Source organism: Cellulomonas sp. KRMCY2 (assembly GCF_000526515.1).
Classification (GTDB): Bacteria; Actinomycetota; Actinomycetes; order Actinomycetales; family Cellulomonadaceae; genus Actinotalea.
Genome location: NZ_JAGF01000001.1, coordinates 2,661,327 through 2,678,999 on the forward strand (window position 1 = coordinate 2,661,327; position 17,673 = coordinate 2,678,999).

Consider the following 17,673-nt stretch of genomic DNA (forward strand, 5'->3'; position numbering starts at 1 on the left):
CGCGCGTCGCCCGTCCGGGCGGACCGTGGGACCGGGGGCGACGCCACGGGACACGTCCCGGAGGAGGCGGCGGCATGACGGTCGATGGGGACCAGGGGCGACCTCGGCCCTCCGGTGCGCTCGACGCGCGGACCGTGGACCACACCGCTCGCGCCGGCCTGAGCACCGACGAGGCGCGGGCGCGTCTGGTCGCGGTCGGTCCCAACGAGCTGCCTCGCCCGTACCGGCCGTCAGCGGCGCGCCGGTTCGCCGCCCAGCTCGTGCACGCCTTCGCGCTGCTGCTCTGGGCCGCGGCCGCCCTGGGGTGGCTCGCCGGCCTGCCGCAGCTGTCGGTCGCGGTCGTCGCCGTGATCCTGGCCAACGCGGCGTTCTCGTTCGCCCAGGGCCGGCGGGCCGACCGTGCCGCGGAGCTGCTGAACTTCCTGCTGCCCACCTGGGTGTCCGTCCGCCGCGACGGCGTGCCTCGCCGGCTCGACGCGGTCGAGGTCGTCGTCGGGGACGTGCTCGTCCTCGAGGCGGGCGACCGGGTACCGGCGGACGCCCGGATCGTCGTCGCGGGCGCGTTGCTGGTCGACACCTCGACCCTCACCGGGGAGAGCCTGCCCACGTCGGTCGAGGCCGGCGGGATCGTGTTCGCCGGCACGTTCGTCGTCGAGGGGACGGCGGACGCCGTGGTGACCGCGACCGGGTCGCGCACCCGGCTGGCCGGTATCGCCCGCTCGACCAGCCTGGTCACCGACCATCCGACGCCGCTGACCCGTGAGCTGCATCGCGTCGTCCGCGGGATCGGCCTGATCGCGGTGGCCGTCGGGATCGCGTTCTTCGTCCTGTCCGCCGCCCTCGGGCAGCCGGTCGCCCGGGGGTTCGAGCTCGCACTCGGCGTCACCGTCGCCCTGGTCCCCGAGGCCCTGCTGCCCACCGTCACCCTCGCGCTGGCGTGGGGCGCGGAGCAGATGGCGCACCGCAACGTCCTGGTCCGCTCGCTCGATGCGGTCGAGACCCTCGGCAGCACGACGTTCGTCTGCACCGACAAGACGGGCACGCTGACCCGCAACGAGATGACGGTGGTCGAGGCCTGGACACCGGTGGGTTCCGCGCACATCAGCACCCCGGGCTACGACCCGCGGGCTGACCTGGTGCTGCCCCAGGTCGCCCGCGCCGCGCTCGAGCGGCTGGCCCAGTCCGGTGCGCGGTGCTCGCGGGGATACGCCGAGCTGCACGAGGGCTCCTGGCGCGCCCACGGCGACCCGATGGAGGCCGCGATCGACACGTTCGCGCGTCGGCTCGACCTGGACACCGACGGCCCACGGGCGCGCGCGTTCGCCGACGTCGCCTTCGCCTTCGATCCGCACCGGAGACGGATGTCGGTCGTCGCCGACGGAGAGGTCATCGCCAAGGGTGCCCCCGACACGGTGCTGCCGCTGTGCACCGGGGGTGCGGCCGAGCGCGCGGCGGTCGCGGCGGCAGCGGCCGAGCTCAGCGCCCGTGGACTGCGGGTGCTCGCCGTCGCGGGCCGGTCGGCCGGAGGAGTGCCGCCGACGGTCGCCGCCCAGGCCGAGCAGGGGCTCACCGTCTACGGGCTCCTGGGACTGCAGGACCCGCCACGCGAGGACGTCGCCGCCGCGCTCGACGCGTGCCGCCGGGCGGGGGTCGCCGTGGCGATGATCACCGGGGACCACCCCGCCACCGCAGCGGCCGTCGCGACCCAGGTCGGCCTCCGGCAGGCGGACGACCCGGTGCTCGTCGGTGCCGACCTGCCGGCCGACGACGCGGCGCTCGGCGCACTGCTCGACCACGACGGCGTCGTCGTGGCCCGGGTGTCACCGGAGGACAAGCTGCGGATCGCCCGCGCGCTGCGCGCCAGGGGGCACGTCGTGGCGATGACCGGTGACGGGGTCAACGACGGGCCGGCGCTGCGGGAGGCGGACATCGGGATCGCGATGGGCGCCTCGGGGACGGACGTCGCACGCGAGGCGGCCGACCTCGTGCTGCTCGACGACCACTTCGCCTCGGTCGTCGCCGGGATCGAGCTGGGCCGGGCGACCTTCGTCAACATCCGGCGGTTCCTCACCTACCACCTCAGCGACAACGTCGCCGAGCTCGCCCCGTTCGCCGTCTGGGGGCTCTCGGGCGGCAACATCCCGCTGGCCCTCGGCGTGCTGCAGATCCTCGCGCTCGACCTCGGCACGGACACGCTGTCCGCCGTCGCGCTGGGGGCCGAGCCCCCGGCGAAGCACCTGCTCGAACGACCGCCGGTCAGCGGTCGGCTGCTCGACCGCGGCGTCCTGCGTCGCGCCTTCGGGCTGCTCGGACCGACCGAGGCGATCGTCTCGATGCTGGCCTTCTTCGCGACGTTCCTCGCCGCGGGCTGGCGACCCGGCGAGGCATTTCCCGGTGGCGTGACCCTGGCGACCGCCTCCGGGTCGGCATTCATCGCCGTGGTCATCGGGCAGGCGGCGAACGGCTTCGCATGCCGCAGCGCCACCCAGGTGCCGGCCGCACTGGGTTGGACGACGAACCGGCTGCTCATCCCTGCGTCGGCGGCGGGGTTCACGTTCTCGCTCGTCGTGCTGCTCGTCCCGGCGTTCGCCGCGGTCCTCGGCCAGCGCCCGCCGGGGGTGGTGGGCTGGCTCGTCGCCGGGTTCGCCGGGGTCGCGGTGCTCGGCGTCGACGCAGCCGACAAGGCCTGGCGTCGGCGCCGCAGGTCACGAGGGCCGGTTCGGCCCGCACCCGGACGCGCCTGACGCGGCGTCGGACGAACTGGCCGTTGACATCTGAGCGATCTGCGTGCGAAAGTGGAAACAGTCGGTTGGAAACGTTTCCAATCGACCGACAGATCCGCACCTCAACGTCGAGGAAGGAGAGATCGTGACCGCACGTCGAGTGACGCTGCCGCAGGTGGCCGACCGGGCCGGCGTCTCCCTCGGCTCGGCGTCCCGTGCGCTGAACGGCAACGGTGCGAGCCCCGCGATGGTCGCGCGGGTGCGGGCTGCGGCCGAGGAGCTCGGCTACCAGCCGGACGCGACCGGTCGGTCCCTCCGGCTGCGCCGCACGTTCCAGATCGCCTTCGCGGTCGCCGACATCGGCAACCCGGTCTACGTCGAGATGCTGACCGCGATCCAGGAGGTCGTCGCCGACCATGGGTACCGGCTGCTCGTCGCCACCACCGGCAGCACGACGGACTCGACGATCGCCCTGGTCAAGGGGCTGTCGACCGGCCTCGTCGATGGTCTGGTGATCAGCCCGCTCCGCGTGAACGACGCGCTGGTCGACGCGCTCCGGAACGCCGCGATGCCGGTGGTGGTGATCGGGCGCTCCCTGGACGGCGAGAGCTTCGACTCGGTCTCGACCGACTCGGCCCGCGGCATCGGTCAGGCTGTCGCGCATGTGCTGCAGCTGGGCCGCCGCCGCATCGGGTTCCTCAACGGCCCGCTCGACACGACTCCCGGTGACGCCCGCCAGCGCGGGTTCGACACCGCGGTCCGCCGTGAGGACTTCGCGGCGGACGTCGTCGACGCCCATGTGGCGCAGGACTTCACGGTCGCTGCAGGCCTGGCCGGCGCTCGCGAGCTGCTGGGCCGCCATCTGACGGACGGCACGCCGCTCGACGCGATCGTCGCGGCCAACGACCTGCTTGCCATCGGTGCGATCAAGGCCGCCCGTGAGCTCGGCCTGCGCGTCCCGCAGGACGTGGCGATCACCGGGATGGACGACACCGAGATCGGTCGGGTGTTCCAGCCGAGCCTGAGCAGTGTGTCGCTGCGGTCGAGCGAACGCGGCCGTGCGGCGGCCGAGCTGCTCCTCGGTCGCCTCGAGGAGCCCGGTCGCCCGTCGCGCCGGGCGTTCGTCGAACCGACCCTGATGGCCCGGGAGTCGACCCTCGAACCCGAGGGGGTCACGGCGTGACGGCGTCCGGTCGCACCACCCGCGCGCCGGGTCGGACCTCCCCGGTGGGGTCCGGGAGCACCCCGAGCAACCCCGGGCGGCGGATCGGCGGGATCGGTCGCGCCAAGCGCCGTGAGGCGATCGGCCTCGTGGTCCCCTCGCTCCTGCCGGTGCTCATGCTCAGTGTCGCGCCGCTGCTCGTCGGCGTGCTGCTGGCGTTCACCGACGCACGTCTGGTCCGGCGACCGGAGTACCAGCTCGTCGGGGTGGACAACTTCACCAGGCTCCTGGACAACGGGTTCTTCTGGGAGTCCTTCCGCATCGGCATGGTGTGGGCGGTCTCGGTCACAGGTCTGCAGCTCCTCGCCGGCATGGGTCTGGCCCTCCTGCTCCACTCGGAGCTGCGGTTCCAGGGGCTCACCCGCGTCCTGGCCCTGATCCCGTGGGCGATGCCGCCGGTGGTCGTGGCGATCATGTGGCGGATGATCTACTCGCCCAACGCCGGACCCCTGAACGCCGCCCTCGGCGCCGTCGGCCTGCCGGACGACATCAACTGGCTGGCGGACTTCTCCACCGCTCTGCCTGCCGTCGTCCTCGTCGGCGTCTGGGTCGGCATGCCGCAGACGACGGTCACCCTCCTGGCCGGGCTGCAGCAGATCCCCGGAGAGCTGCACGAGGCGGCGTCGGTGGACGGCGCCAACGCGGTGCGGCGGTTCACCGCCGTGACGTTGCCCAGCCTGCGGCCGATCATCACGTCGATCACCTCGCTGAACTTCATCTGGAACTTCAACTCGTTCAGCCTCGTGTACGTGCTGACCGAGGGCGGGCCCGGGGGCAAGACCATGCTGCCGATGCTCTTCACCTACCTCGAGGCGTTCAAGAACCGGAACCTCGGGTACGCGGCCGCGATGGGTGTCGTGCTCGTCGTCGTCGTCGTCCTGCTCCTGTCGGCCTACCTCTGGTCGCAGTTCCGCGCCGAGAAGGAGCGCTGACATGCGAGCCGTCGTCAAGCCTGCGCAGTACCTCGCACTGTTCGCCTACATCGTCTTCCTGGGGTTCCCGCTGCTGTGGCTCATCTCGGCCTCGGTGAAGTCCTCGGGAGAGCTGAACTCGCTCACGGTGAACCTCATCCCGCGGAGCTTCCGCTGGGAGAACTTCACCGACGCGCTGGACCGGCAGGGTCTGGTCCGGTCCGCCGCCAACTCCATCGTCGTGGCGCTCATCTCCACCGGCCTCGTGGTCCTGATCGCCCTGCCGGCGGCCTATGCCCTCGCGCGGTTCCGGGGGTTGTTCCGCACGGTCGGGACCGGCTGGATCCTGGTCAGCCAGGTGTTCCCGGTGATCCTGATCATCCTGCCGCTGTTCCTGATCCTGCGGACGATCGGCCTGACCGACAGCCTCGTCGGCCTGACCCTCGTGCACACCACCTACACGCTGCCGTTCGCGTTGTGGATGCTGCAGGGCTACGTCGCCGCGATCCCCAACGAGCTCGAGGAGGCCGGCGCGATGGACGGTGCCGGCCGGCTGCGGGTCCTGCGCGACATCGTCTTCCCGCTCCTGATGCCGGGGATCGTCGCGACGGCGATGTTCGCCTTCGTCTCCTCCTGGAACGAGTTCTTCTTCGCCCTGGTCCTGCTGCAGTCCCCGGACAACTACACGCTCCCCATCACGCTCAAGATGTTCGTCGGCGGGGAGGGCAAGGTGGCCCTCGGTCCCCTTGCCGCGGGCTCCGTCCTCGCGGCGATCCCCAGCATCGTCTTCTTCTCGATCATGCAGAAGAAGCTCACCGGTGGCCTGCTCACCGGTGCTGTCAAAGGTTGACCCCATCCACCAGTCGAAAGGCGGGCGGCTCATGCACAAGCATGGCGCTTCCATCGCGGCAAGCCTCACGGTCGGCGTTCTCCTCCTCTCCGCCTGCGGCGGGGCAGGGGACGACGACGGCACCCCGACCGATCAGGAGACCGAGCAGGTCGCGGAGGCGACCGAGCCGATCACCCTGACCTTCCAGTCCCTCTCCGACCAGCCCGCGGCCATCGAGGCGACCGAGTCCGTCGTCGCGGCCTGGAACGAGGCCAACCCCGCGATCCAGGTCGAGATCGTGCCCGCCGGCTGGGACGGCATCTACGACAAGCTGATCACGCAGTTCAACGGTGGCGCAGCGCCGGACATCATCCACTACGAGGCCGCGAGCATCGTGCCGTTCGCCGTGGACGGGTACCTCGCGGACCTCTCGGAGTACATGTCGCCGGACTTCGTCGCCGACGTGCCCGAGGGGATCATGGAGTCGGTGACCGTCAACGACGAGGTCATCGCCTACCCGACCGAGCTGCAGTCCTACATGGTCTTCGCCAACAAGACCCTGCTCGACCAGGCAGGGGTCGAGATCCCCAGTGGCGAGACGATGTCCTGGGACGAGCTGCGGGAGATCGCCAAGTCGAGCACCGCCGGCGACGTCTACGGGCTGGGGTGGGGTCTGAAGAGCCCGACCGCCGCCTTCATGACGATGGCGCCGGCCTTCGGAGGCACGTTCTTCGAGGGCACCGGGGCCGACGCCGAGCTGGCCATCGGCGAGGGTGAGCTCGCGATCCCCGAGCTGGTCCAGGCGATGAACACCGAGGACGGCTCGATCCTGCCGGTGACCCTGACCCAGTCGGGCTCGGAGGTCCTGGCCTCGTTCTACGCCGGGGCGATCGCGATGACGATCCAGGGCTCCTACCAGGCTGCGAACATCGCCACGGACGCACCTGAGGGCTTCGACTGGATCGTGCTGCCCCCGCTCGAGGGCCCCGACGGTGCCGGTCAGGCCGCCAACCCGCAGACCCTCTCCGTCAACATCGACTCCGAGCACGTGGCGGAGTCGGCCGAGTTCCTGAACTTCTTCACCGAGGCGGAGAACCTCGCCGCCCTGAACGAGGCCGACGCCCTGATCCCGGCGTCGAGCTCCGCCCAGGACCTCATGGCCGAGAACCTCGCGGGTCAGCCCGGCTGGGACGTGGTGCTGTCGTCCGGCCAGTACATGACCGATGCGCCGTACCTCTTCGTCGACGCCTACGCCCAGTGGAAGGACACGGTCGCGACGCCCGCGTTCCAGCGGTTCCTCGCCGGCGAGATCGACGCCGACGGGCTGGCGGGCGCGCTGCAGGACGGCTGGGACGAGATCACCGGCTGACGCGACAAGGCTGGTGCCGGTCGCCGGCGGGTGCCTCGAGCACCCGTCGGCGGGCACCGGACACTCGGAACGACACCGACGGGCGGGGAGTGGACGTGGACTGGTTGCAGGACAGGTCAGTTGCTGTGATCACCGGGGCGGCAGTCGGCGACGCCCTCGGCGGAGCCACCGAGGGCTGGACACCGGAACAGATCGAGGAGCGTCACGGCGGGCGGGTCCGGGGCATCGTCGGCCCGTACCACCCCGACTGGCGTGACGCCCGGCCGATCGCGCCGTACCACAAGGGCGACGGGCACATCACGGACGACACCCTCATGACGCAGGCGCTGGTGGACGTCTACGCCAGCCGTCGCGAGCACCTCGACGCCTACGCCGTGGCGGACGATCTGGTCCCTCTCATGATCGGCGAGCCGCGGTGGATCCCAGAGCTCGAGGCCGATGCCCTGCTGCTCCAGCGCGTGTTCCTCGCCGAGAAGTGGCTCGTGGCGCGCCTGCACTACGGTCACGTCGACCCGCGCGAGGCCGGCGCCGGCAACATCGTCAACTGCGGTGCCGCCATGTACATGGCGCCTGTCGGGCTGGTCAACGCCGGCGACCACCGGGCCGCCTATGCCGAGGCCATCGACATCGCCGGAGCCCATCAGTCGAGCTACGGGCGGGAGGCCGCGGGGGTGTTCGCCGCCGCTGTCGCCGCCGCGGTCACCCCGGGTGCCACGGTGCCGGCCGTCCTGGCGGCCGTCCTCGAGGTCGCCCACGACGGCACGGCGGACGCCATCGGTGCCGTGGTCGACGCCCTGGCGGGGTGGTCCGCGGCCCCGGCGACCGATGAGCAGGAGCGCGAGCTGGCTCGGGTCGTCCGTGCGGCGGTGGCCCCGTACGACTCCGTGGGACCGGACTACCGGGCCATGTCGCGCGACGCCCGTCGCCCGTCCCGGACGAAGTCGATCGAGGAGCTCCCGGCTGCGCTCGGCCTCCTCATCGGACACCGCGGCGACTTCCGTGGCGCGGTCCTGGCCGCCGTCAACTACGGACGGGACGCCGACTCGATCGCGGTCATGGCGGGTGCGTTGGCCGCCGGGCTCGGCGGGAGCGCCGTGGTGCCGGCGGACTGGCTCGACGCGATCGAGACCGCCAGCAGGATGGACATCCGGGCCACCGGCCGACTGATGGGTCAGGCCGCGCAGGAGATTCTCGAAGGGGACCGCCGGTTCGCCCGGCAGCGGCTCGAGTCGCTGGCCGGCGTCCTTGACCCGCAGGGCAGGGTGGTGGGGTGAGACTCACCTGGGCGCAGCCCGAAGACCTCATCGCCCACGAGCTGGTCCAGTCTGCCGCCGAGGGCACCGACGTCGCCGACGTCGCGGCCCGGTGGGCGGCCGCCGGCGGGGACCTCCGGCCCGCGGCCGGTGGTGCCGGTGCGGCGCCCGCGACACCGGCGCTGCGGGCGCTGGCCCGCGAGCTCCTGACCGAGCTGCAGGGCCGGGCGGCGCCCGAGTCGCCCACCGAGCCCGACGACTGGTCGGCGATCTCCGCCCTCCTGCCGCCGGCACCCCGGATCCCGGCACCGGACGCATCGATGCTCGAGGCGCGGTTGCGTGGCGCGTGGACGGGGCGTGCGGCCGGTTGCCTGCTCGGCAAGCCGGTGGAGAAGATTCCCCGCAGGGGCATCGAGGAGATCCTGCGCGCGACCGACCGCTGGCCCCTCGACGGCTACTTCACGGCCGTCGGGCTGCCCGACGACGTCGCGGCGCGCTGGCCGTGGAACCGGCGCAGCGCACCGACGTCGCTGGTCGAGAACATCGACGGGATGCCCGAGGACGACGACCTCAACTTCGCGATCCTCGCGCTCGACCTGATCGAGGGCCGAGGGGTGGACTTCAGCACGGACGACGTCGCGACGGCCTGGCTCGACAACCTGCCCGCCGGCCGGGTCTTCACAGCCGAGCGGGCCGCCTACCGGAACATCCTCGACGCGCGGCCGGTCCCCGAGACCGCGACCCACCTCAACCCGTTCCGGGAGTGGATCGGCGCGCTGATCCGGGCGGACGTCCACGGCTGGGTCATGCCGGGCGATGTGCGCGGCGCCGCGCACCTGGCATGGAAGGACGCCCGACTCAGCCACACCCGCAACGGTCTGTACGGCGCGATGTGGGCGGCGGCCCTGTGCTCGGCCGCGCTGGTGTGCACGGACGTGGACGAGGTCCTGGATGCCGCGCAGACCGTGCTGCCGCCCGACAGCCGCCTCGCGGCGGCCGTCCGTCGCGGCAGGGAGGTCGCTGCGCAGCCCCAGGACGTCGCCGACGGCCTCGACACCCTGCACGCCGAGTACGGGCACCTGCACTGGGTGCACGTGATCAACAACGCCGCCGTCATCGCCTATGCGCTGGCCAGGGGCGGCGGCCGGTTCGGGCCGAGCGTGTCGGTCGCCGTGACCGCCGGGTGGGACACGGACTCCGCGGGGGCGACCGTCGGTTCGGTGGTGGGCGGGCTCCTCGGCGCCGAGGCCATCGGTCAGCGATGGACCGCGCCGCTGGACGGCCGGATCGCCACGTCCCTGCCCGGACCCGCCTGGCGCCCGATCGACGACCTGGCCTCGCGGACGCTCCGCCTGGCGCGCGGGGTGGCCCGATGAGCGGCCGGGTCGTCGTCGTGGGCAGCGCCAACATCGACCTGGTCGTGCCGGTACCGCGCCATCCCGGTGCCGGCGAGACGGTCCTGGGTGGGGACCTCACCCGCAGCCCGGGTGGCAAGGGTGCCAACCAGGCTGTCGCGGCCGCCCGTGCCGGCGGCGCCCGGACCACCCTCCTGGCGGCGATGGGCGACGACGACGCCGCCGAGCTCCTGCTCGGCTCGCTGGGTGCGGCCGGGGTCCGCACCGACCTCGTCACCCGGCTGGAGGTCCCGACCGGGACCGCGATGATCGGCGTCAGCCCCGACGGGGAGAACGCGATCGTCGTCGCAGCAGGTGCGAATGCCCGGCTCACCATCGGGCCGGTTGCCGCGCAGTGCCTCGGCGAGGCCGACGTCGTGCTCGTCCAGCTCGAGATCCCGGTCGAGACGGTCCTCGCCGCCGCGCGGGCCCGTCGTCCTGGAAGCGTGCTCGCGCTCAACGCCGCCCCGTCCCGTGAGCTCCCGTCGGAGCTCTGGGAGCAGGTCGACCTGCTCCTGGTCAACGAGCACGAGGCGCGCGACCTGGCCGGGGTCGACGGTCCGACCGACGAGCTCGCCGCCGTGCTCCTGCAGCGCGTGCCGACCGTCGTCATCACCCTCGGCGGCCGGGGCTGCGTCGTGGCCGAGCGCGGGCGGCCTCTCGTCGCCCTCGCGGCCCCGCCGGTGTCGCCGGTCGACACCACGGGTGCCGGTGACACATTCTGCGGCGTCCTCGCCGCCGCGCTCGCCGACGGCCGCGACCTGCTCGCGGCAGCCCGTCTCGCCTCGGCGGCGGGCGCGCTCGCGGTCACCGTACGCGGCGCGCAGGACGCCGTCCCGACCATGGCGCAGACCGCCGCGCTGGCCGTCGCAACCGTCGGTGCGGGCTGGGGGGATGCCCGATGACCTCCACCTTCGACCCCCTCCTGCCCCGGCCGATCGACCTGCCGACGTCCGTCCCGCTGGACCCCGGGGCCGACCTGACGGGCCTCGACGACGCGAAGATCCTCGCCGCCCCGCAGGACCCGGCCGCGTGGCCGGCGTGGCGCGAACGGCTCCATGCCTGGCGTGCGGACGCCCGACGCCGGCACCAGTACACCGACGAGACGTACCGACGGCCGGGTGGTGCGTGGGCGGCCCGGTGCTCGACCGTCGCCCAGGTCTGGTTGTGGGACGAGCTGCTGTACTCCTTCGAGGACGGCAGGTTCACGCCCGAGCGCTTCCTCGCCGACGCCCGCGACCGGTTCGGCGGCCTCGACGCCGTCGTCCTGTGGCACGCGTACCCGGTGATCGGCATCGACGAGCGCAACCAGTGGGACTTCTACCGGGACGTCCCCGGGATCGAGCGGCTCGTCGCGGACCTGCACGCCGCGGGCCTGCACGTCTTCGTCGACTACAACCCGTGGGACACCGGCACCCGCCGGGGTGAGGACGACCTCACGGAGCTCGCCGCGCTCGTTGCGGACCTGCCGGCCGACGGCGTGTTCCTCGACACGCTCAGGAAGGCCGAGCCCGAGCTCGTCACCCGGCTCGAGCGCGCCCGCCCGGGGATCGTGCTCGAAGGGGAGTCCAAGCTCGCCGTCGAACGCATCGTCGACCACGCGTCGTCCTGGGCCCAGTACTTCGCGGACAGCCCCGTACCGGGAGTCCTGCGCGCCCACTGGTACGAGCGCCGCCACATGCAGCACCACGTGCGTAGGTGGCACCGCGACCACTCCGCCGAGCTGCAGTCGGCGTGGATCAACGGCGTCGGGATCATGGTCTGGGAGGTGGTCTTCGGGGTGTGGGTGGGCTGGAGCCCGAGGGATGCTGCCACCCTGCGCCGGATGACCGCCGTCCAGCGGGCCGCCGGTGACCTGCTCCTGGAGGGTGCGTGGACGCCGCTCGCGGCACTGGCGCAGCGGGCCCATGACGCGGGCGTGTTCGCCTCCACGTTCGAGCGCGACGGCATCACCCTGTGGACCCTGATCAACCGCGGTCAGGCCGACTACACCGGTACCGTCGTCGACCAGGTGGCGGGCCGGCTCGTCGATCTCGACTCCGGTGCCGAGGTGCACGCCGCGGACGCGGTGACGGTAGCCGCCCGGGGGATCGGCGCCCTGGTCCAGCTCGCCCCCGGCGTGCCCGAACCGCGATGGCTGGCTGCACTGCGCACCTCGTTCCCGCCTCAGGAGGCCGACGCCGCGTTCCCGCACCGCATCGCCCACCGTCTGGCGCCCGACGCCCCGGCACCGGCCCGGCCGACGGACCTGCCGGCCGACATCGTCCTGGTCCCGGCCGGACCGTACGTGCTGACCGTCCGCTACCGCGCCCGCGAGACCGGCATGTACCAGGGCGCGCCGTACGTCGACGAGTGGAAGCCGTTGCCGCCGCGCCTGCACGACGCGCGCACCCTGCAGCGCGACGGCGTCCTGGACCGGCCGGTCGCCGTAGCGGCGACCGAGGTGACGAACGCCCAGTTCGCGGCCTTTCTCGAACGGACGGGGTACCGACCCGCGAACCAGCACCGCTATCTCGCGCACTGGGTCGACGGTCGCCCACCGGCCGGCCGGCCGGACGAGCCCGTCACATACGTCGACCTCGCCGACGCCCGGGCCTGCTGCGCATCGCTCGGCGGGCGCCTGCCCACCGAGGACGAGTGGCAGCTCGCCGGGCAGACCGGCCGCCTCCGGCGCGGCAGCCCGATGGTGTGGGACTGGACCGAGAGCGAGCACAGCGATGGTCGGACCCGCTTCGTCATGCTCAAGGGCGGAGGGGACCATCGCGCCGACGGGTCGGACTGGTACTTCGACGGTGGCCCCCAGGAGGCTGACTTCTCGGCCAAGCTCCTGCTCCCCGGGCTGGGCCTGGCGCGCAGTGCCGGCATCGGCTTCCGGTGCTGCTGGACCGTGGGGAGTGCCGGATGACCGTCTCACGCGACCCGTCCGACGGACCCCTCGCGGGGCTGACGGTCGTCGACGCCTCCACCCTGTTCGCCGGACCGATGGCGGCGATGCACCTGGGGGACATGGGAGCGACGGTCGTCAAGGTCGAGCACCCCACCCGACCCGATCCCTCGCGCGGGCACGGCGCCGCGAAGAACGGCATCAACCTGTGGTGGAAGACCCTGGGCCGCAACAAGCGGACGATGACGGCCGACCTCAGCTCCGCCGGCGGACGTGACGTCTTCCTCGCGCTCGCAGCGCAGGCGGACGTGGTCATCGAGAACTTCCGCCCCGGAACCCTCGAGCGGTGGGGCTTGGGCTACGACGAGCTCTCGACGCACAACCCGGGGCTCGTGCTCGCCCGTGTCAGCGGGTTCGGTCAGATCGGGCCCTACCGGTCGCGTCCGGGCTTCGGGACCCTCGCCGAGGCGATGAGCGGCTTCGCGGCGATGACCGGGGAGCCGGACGGGCCGCCCACCCTCCCGCCGTTCGGCCTCGGTGACGGCGTCGCATCCCTCGCCACCGCGTACGCCGTCATGGTGGCCCTGCACGCGCGGCAGGTGTCCGGTCGCGGACAGGTCATCGACCTGGCGATCGTCGAGCCGATCCTGGCCATGCTCGGACCGCAGATCACCCGATGGGACCAGCTCCGCACGGTCCAGCCTCGCACCGGGAACCGATCGACCAACAACGCCCCGCGCAACACCTACCGCACGAGGGACGGGCACTGGCTCGCGGTCTCGACGTCCGCGCAGTCCATCGCCGAACGCGTCGTCCGGCTGGTCGGGCGGCCGGAGCTCGTCGACGAACCGTGGTTTGCGGCGGGGGCCACGCGCGCGCAGCATGCCGACGAGCTCGACGAGGCGGTCGGCGGCTGGATCGCCCGGCGCGACCGTGCCGACGTGGTCGCCGGCTTCGAGGAGGCGCAGGCCGCCGTCGCGCCGGTCTACGACGCGGCCGACATCGTGGCCGACCCCCAGTTCCAGGCACTCGGTACGATCCACGAGATCGACGACCCTGAGCTCGGGCCGATGCGCATGCAGGGTCCGCTCTTTCGGCTCTCCGAGCACGACGCGGTCATCGGGTTCACCGGCCGGGCGCACGGAGCGGACACCGACGACCTCCTGGCGGAGCTCGGCTTCACCGACGTCCAGGTCGCGGCGCTGCGAAGGGACGGTGCGGTGTGAGACCCCTGGTCATCACCCTCCTGTACGCACCGGCCGATCGCCCGGACCTCGTGGCGAAGGCGCTCGCGTCGGAGGCCGACGTCGTGATCGTCGATCTCGAGGACGCCGTCGCAGCGGGCCACAAGGACTCGGCGCGCGCCGCTGTGAGCACGTTGCTCGCCGGGACCGAGCGTCCCGTGCAGGTGCGCGTCAACCACGGCGGCACCTCGTGGCACGAGGCCGACTGCGACGCGGTCCGTGGACTGCCGCCCGCGGTGGGCGTGCGGGTGCCCAAGGTCGAGAGCGTGCGGGACGTGCAGCGGCTGGTCGCGGCGTTGCACGGACGCGAGCTGCACGTGCTGGTCGAGTCGGCGCTCGGCGTCGAGCACGCCTTCGACATCGCCACGACGCCCGGGGTCGTCTCGATCGGGCTCGGCGAGGCGGACCTGCGCTCCGATCTGCGGCTGACCGACGACGCCGGACTGGCGTGGGCGCGTGGTCGCATCGTCAACGCCGCGCGCGCCGCCGGCCTGCCCGCGCCGTCGATGTCGGTGTACCCCCACCTGAGGGACGAGGCCGGACTCGTCGCGTCCTGCCGTGCCGGACGCGCCCTGGGATTCGTCGGTCGCGCAGCGATCCACCCTGCTCAGCTGGCACCCATCCGCGACGCCTTCCGCCCCAGCGCGGCCGAGGTCCGGACGGCGCAGGACGTCCTGGCCCAGGTGCAGCGGGCGCGCGCCGACGAGGTGGGCGCGGTGGTCCTGGCCGACGGGACCTTCCTCGACGTCGCGATGATCGAGCAGGCGCGCGCCGTCCTGGCCCTCGCCGGCCGCGACGGGACCGATCCGCAGCGCGACCGGCCCCTCGCAGGCACCTAGTCCTCGCGGGACTCCTTGACCCGGGCGACGAGCTGCGTCGGGCTGACGAACCTCAGGGCGACGATGAGGATGACCATCATCGAGATCGTGTAGACGACAGCCATCGACGAGATGAGCTGGCGTGCCTCGCCGCCGCCGGCCGCCGTCATGGCGCGGTAGATCGCCACCACGAGGGTGTCCGACTGAGGGCCCGAGACCAGGAAGGTGAGCTCGAACATCCCGACCGTGCGGACCAGGACGAGGATCGACGCCGCGAGGATCCCCGGGATGAGCAGCGGCATCAGGATCTTCGTGAAGACCCGCCGCATGTTCGCACCGGACATCCGGGCCGCGCTCTCGATCGTCGGGTTGATCTGCTCGATGAACGGCGTCATCGTCATGATCACGAAGGGCACCGAGGGCACGAGGTTCACCAGGATCACGGCGGTCAGCGTGCGCCCGAGGCCGAGGTTGTACATCACGGTGGCGAGCGGGATGCCGTAGGTGATCGGCGGCATCAGGACCGGCAGCAGGAACAGCACCGAGACGAGCTTCTTCAGCGGGAAGGTCCGCCGCGCCAGCAGGTAGGCCGCCGGCACACCGATCAGGACCGAGATGATGATCACCGCGAACGCGACGGTCAGGGTCACGCCGATGACCGACGTCATGTCGAACCGGTCCCAGGCGCCGGTGTACCAGTCCGTGGAGAAGCTGTCCGGCAGCCAGGTGTTGAACCACGACTTCCCGAAGGAGTCCACCATCACGCTGACGAGGATGCCGATCAGGAAGATGAAGAACGCAGCGGTCCCGGCCCAGACGAACCAGGTCGTGGGGGAGGCGACGAGTGATCGCTCGCCGGGGGCCACCGCTGCGGACCGCTTCCGGGCGCGCGGCAGGGGTTCGGGCAGGTCCGCTCTCGGCGTCCCGCTCGACGCGGTCTGGGTGGCCATCAGCCCTTGCCTCCAGTCGATCCCTTGTACATGAACGACCGCCACAGGAGGACCACGCCGATGACGAGGAGCTCGACGACGCCCATCATGATCGCGATCGTCGAGGCCATCGGGTAGTCGATCTGCTCGGCGAACGCCCGGTAGCCCATCAGGGCCATCACGCGGGTCGAGCCCATGGCGTCACCGACGAGCCGCGCTGACGGGAAGACGCTGAACGCGAGCACGAAGGTCAGGATGAACGTGGTCGCGAGCCCCGGTGCCAGCAGGGGCAGGATCACCCGGCGGAAGCGCTGCTTCCAGTCGGCGCCCATCGTCTTGGCCGCGGCCTCGATCGACGGGTCGATGCCGGACAGGTACGAGGAGATCAGCAGGAACGCGAACGGGAACCCGGAGATGATCAACGAGAACATCACGCCGAGGTAGTTGTTCACGAGCGTCAGAGGCTGGTCGATCAGCCCGATCTGGAGCAGGAACCGGTTGAGCCAGCCCTGGCGCCCCGCGAAGATCAGCAGTCCCTGAGCCGTGAGCACGGTGCCGAGCGTGATCGGCAGGACCAGGAGCGTGGTGAGGAGCTTCTTGCCCCGGAACCGGTGCCGGAGCTTGAAGGCCACCGGGATCGACGCCAGCACGTTGAAGAGCGCCGCCGGCAGCGCCAGCCGCATCGTCAGGTAGACCGAGTCGAAGATGAACGGGTCCTTGAAGAACGCGACGTAGTTGGCGAAGATGCCGCCGCCCCACTGCTCCTGGATCGCGGCGGAGGGCTGGAACGTCAGTCCGATGCCGTAGGAGAACGGGTAGATGAACAGGGCGATGGCGAAGACCAGCGCCGGCACGAGCATCAGGAGCGAGGTGTCGATGCCCCGCTCGGCCAGCCTGTGCCGGAGGCTGGCCGTCGACCTGGTCGCCCTGGTGCGGCCGATGGACGGCGCGCTCACGTGCGCACCTCCAGCAGCTCCCTCTCCTCGACGGACAGCGCGGCCAGGTCGCTCGGGTCCACCCGGAACACGAGTACCCGGGCGGGGTCCGCCGTGAGCTCGACGGTGCTGCCGATGACGGGCGCGTGGTCCGAGCGCACGTGCAGCGCGCGGCCGCCGGCCGTCGTGACACCGACGGCGAACTCACGGCCGTGGTACTCGACGACCGACACCGTCGCCGTCGTCGTGTTGCCGCCCTGCACGGGCGCGGCGGGGGAGACCACGACGAGGTCCTCGGGGCGGATGGCCGCCCGCACCTTCTCGCCGACCGTCACCGGCTGGACCGTCGTCCCGCGCAGCATGAACCCCTTGTCCTCGACGGTCACGGTCGTGCCGTCGACGGAGGTGACGTCCAGGTCGATCAGGTTGCGGTAGCCCATGAAGTCGGCGACGTGCCAGTTCGCCGGGTTGTCGTGCAGGTCCTCCGGCGTGCCGATCTGCTGGACCCGGCCCTCCCGCAGGACGACGAGGCGGTCCGCCATGGACAGCGCCTCCTCCTGGTCGTGGGTGACGTAGAGCGTCGTCAGCCCGAGGGACTGGTGCAGGCGCCGGATCTCGGTGCGCATCTCCAGGCGGAGCTTCGCGTCCAGGTTCGACAACGGCTCGTCCATCAGCACGAGCCGTGGCTCGAGGACCACGGCGCGTGCGATGGCCACGCGTTGCTGCTGGCCGCCCGAGAGCTGGCCCGGCAGCTTCTTGGCATGCACCTCGAGCTTGACCAGTGCGATGGCCTCCGCGACCCGGCGCTTGAGCTCGGGCTTGGCGACGTTGCGCATCTGGAGCCCGAAGGCGATGTTCTTCTCGACCGTCAGGTGCGGGAAGAGCGCGTAGTTCTGGAACACCATGCCGAAGCCGCGGTTCTCCGCGGCGACGGTGTCCACCCGCTTGCCGTCGATCAGGATCTGGCCGTGGGTGAGCGGGAGCAGCCCAGCGAGGCAGTTCAGCGCGGTGGACTTCCCGCAGCCCGACGGGCCGAGCAGGGCGATGAACTCGCCTGCCCGGACCGTCAGGTTGAGGTCCACCAGCGCGTCGACCCCGCCGAAGCTCCGTCCGACACCCTTGAGCTCCAGTGACTCGAACTTGCTGGCAGCGATTGCCATGA

14 protein-coding genes are annotated in these 17,673 nt (G+C 72.0%); 11 read left to right on the forward strand and 3 right to left on the reverse strand.

The features are described from left to right. Positions 1-74: 74 nt before the first annotated feature. The 11 genes from K415_RS0112715 (at position 75) to K415_RS0112765 (ending at position 14,668) form a co-directional block, all read left to right on the forward strand. Entirely contained in the window at positions 75-2,744 is a 2,670-nt protein-coding gene (locus K415_RS0112715; RefSeq protein WP_024287422.1) for a cation-transporting P-type ATPase, read from the forward strand. Between the two features lie 124 nt (positions 2,745-2,868). Next, entirely contained in the window at positions 2,869-3,906 is a 1,038-nt protein-coding gene (locus K415_RS0112720; protein ID WP_024287423.1) for a LacI family DNA-binding transcriptional regulator, read from the forward strand. Further along, the gene (locus K415_RS0112725) at positions 3,903-4,877 is read left to right on the forward strand and encodes a carbohydrate ABC transporter permease (RefSeq protein WP_024287424.1); all 975 of its coding nucleotides are present in this window, start codon (positions 3,903-3,905) and stop codon (positions 4,875-4,877) included. The genes K415_RS0112720 and K415_RS0112725 overlap by 4 nt, the downstream gene beginning before the upstream one ends. Position 4,878: 1 nt before the next feature. Further along, positions 4,879-5,706, forward strand: coding sequence for a carbohydrate ABC transporter permease (locus K415_RS0112730; protein WP_024287425.1), 828 nt, complete (start codon positions 4,879-4,881; stop codon positions 5,704-5,706). Positions 5,707-5,737: 31 nt separating this feature from the next. Continuing rightward, on the forward strand, positions 5,738-7,054 hold the full coding sequence (locus tag K415_RS0112735; RefSeq protein ID WP_024287426.1) for an ABC transporter substrate-binding protein: 1,317 nt from the start codon (positions 5,738-5,740) through the stop codon (positions 7,052-7,054). Positions 7,055-7,149: 95 nt separating this feature from the next. Then, positions 7,150-8,328: an ADP-ribosylglycohydrolase family protein gene (locus K415_RS0112740; RefSeq protein WP_024287427.1), complete on the forward strand. Its 1,179-nt coding sequence runs from the start codon at positions 7,150-7,152 to the stop codon at positions 8,326-8,328. Beyond that, positions 8,325-9,683, forward strand: coding sequence for an ADP-ribosylglycohydrolase family protein (locus tag K415_RS0112745; protein ID WP_024287428.1), 1,359 nt, complete (start codon positions 8,325-8,327; stop codon positions 9,681-9,683). The genes K415_RS0112740 and K415_RS0112745 overlap by 4 nt, the downstream gene beginning before the upstream one ends. Beyond that, positions 9,680-10,606, forward strand: coding sequence for a ribokinase (locus tag K415_RS0112750; protein WP_024287429.1), 927 nt, complete (start codon positions 9,680-9,682; stop codon positions 10,604-10,606). The genes K415_RS0112745 and K415_RS0112750 overlap by 4 nt, the downstream gene beginning before the upstream one ends. Next, complete coding sequence (locus K415_RS0112755) at positions 10,603-12,606, forward strand: SUMF1/EgtB/PvdO family nonheme iron enzyme (RefSeq protein WP_024287430.1); 2,004 nt, start codon at positions 10,603-10,605, stop codon at positions 12,604-12,606. The genes K415_RS0112750 and K415_RS0112755 overlap by 4 nt, the downstream gene beginning before the upstream one ends. Further along, positions 12,603-13,811 carry a CaiB/BaiF CoA-transferase family protein gene (locus tag K415_RS0112760; RefSeq protein WP_024287431.1) on the forward strand — a complete coding sequence of 403 codons (1,209 nt, stop codon included), beginning with the start codon at positions 12,603-12,605 and terminating at the stop codon, positions 13,809-13,811. The genes K415_RS0112755 and K415_RS0112760 overlap by 4 nt, the downstream gene beginning before the upstream one ends. Next, positions 13,808-14,668: a CoA ester lyase gene (locus K415_RS0112765; RefSeq protein ID WP_024287432.1), complete on the forward strand. Its 861-nt coding sequence runs from the start codon at positions 13,808-13,810 to the stop codon at positions 14,666-14,668. The genes K415_RS0112760 and K415_RS0112765 overlap by 4 nt, the downstream gene beginning before the upstream one ends. On the opposite strand, the gene K415_RS0112770 is transcribed toward K415_RS0112765, so the two are convergent. Genes K415_RS0112770 through K415_RS0112780 form a run of 3 tightly spaced genes read right to left on the reverse strand, consistent with a single transcriptional unit; the run spans position 14,665 to position 17,671 of the window. Further along, the gene (locus K415_RS0112770; protein WP_024287433.1) at positions 14,665-15,597 is read right to left on the reverse strand and encodes an ABC transporter permease; all 933 of its coding nucleotides are present in this window, start codon (positions 15,595-15,597) and stop codon (positions 14,665-14,667) included. The two genes, K415_RS0112765 and K415_RS0112770, sit on opposite strands and share 4 nt — an antisense overlap. Continuing rightward, positions 15,597-16,532 carry an ABC transporter permease gene (locus tag K415_RS0112775; RefSeq protein ID WP_024287434.1) on the reverse strand — a complete coding sequence of 312 codons (936 nt, stop codon included), beginning with the start codon at positions 16,530-16,532 and terminating at the stop codon, positions 15,597-15,599. Before K415_RS0112775 ends, K415_RS0112770 begins: the two co-directional genes overlap by 1 nt. After that, positions 16,529-17,671: an ABC transporter ATP-binding protein gene (locus K415_RS0112780; RefSeq protein ID WP_024287435.1), complete on the reverse strand. Its 1,143-nt coding sequence runs from the start codon at positions 17,669-17,671 to the stop codon at positions 16,529-16,531. Before K415_RS0112780 ends, K415_RS0112775 begins: the two co-directional genes overlap by 4 nt. Between the last annotated feature and the right edge of the window lie 2 nt (positions 17,672-17,673).

Excerpts from the sequence above, each read along its gene's own strand:
- K415_RS0112715 (WP_024287422.1), top strand. The coding sequence starts at position 75 with ATGACGGTCGATGGGGACCAGGGGCGACCTCGGCCCTCCGGTGCGCTC.
- K415_RS0112780 (WP_024287435.1), bottom strand. The coding sequence starts at position 17,671 with ATGGCAATCGCTGCCAGCAAGTTCGAGTCACTGGAGCTCAAGGGTGTC.
- K415_RS0112735 (WP_024287426.1), top strand. The coding sequence starts at position 5,738 with ATGCACAAGCATGGCGCTTCCATCGCGGCAAGCCTCACGGTCGGCGTT.
- K415_RS0112760 (WP_024287431.1), top strand. The coding sequence starts at position 12,603 with ATGACCGTCTCACGCGACCCGTCCGACGGACCCCTCGCGGGGCTGACG.
- K415_RS0112730 (WP_024287425.1), top strand. The coding sequence starts at position 4,879 with ATGCGAGCCGTCGTCAAGCCTGCGCAGTACCTCGCACTGTTCGCCTAC.
- K415_RS0112755 (WP_024287430.1), top strand. The coding sequence starts at position 10,603 with ATGACCTCCACCTTCGACCCCCTCCTGCCCCGGCCGATCGACCTGCCG.
- K415_RS0112750 (WP_024287429.1), top strand. The coding sequence starts at position 9,680 with ATGAGCGGCCGGGTCGTCGTCGTGGGCAGCGCCAACATCGACCTGGTC.
- K415_RS0112770 (WP_024287433.1), bottom strand. The coding sequence starts at position 15,597 with ATGGCCACCCAGACCGCGTCGAGCGGGACGCCGAGAGCGGACCTGCCC.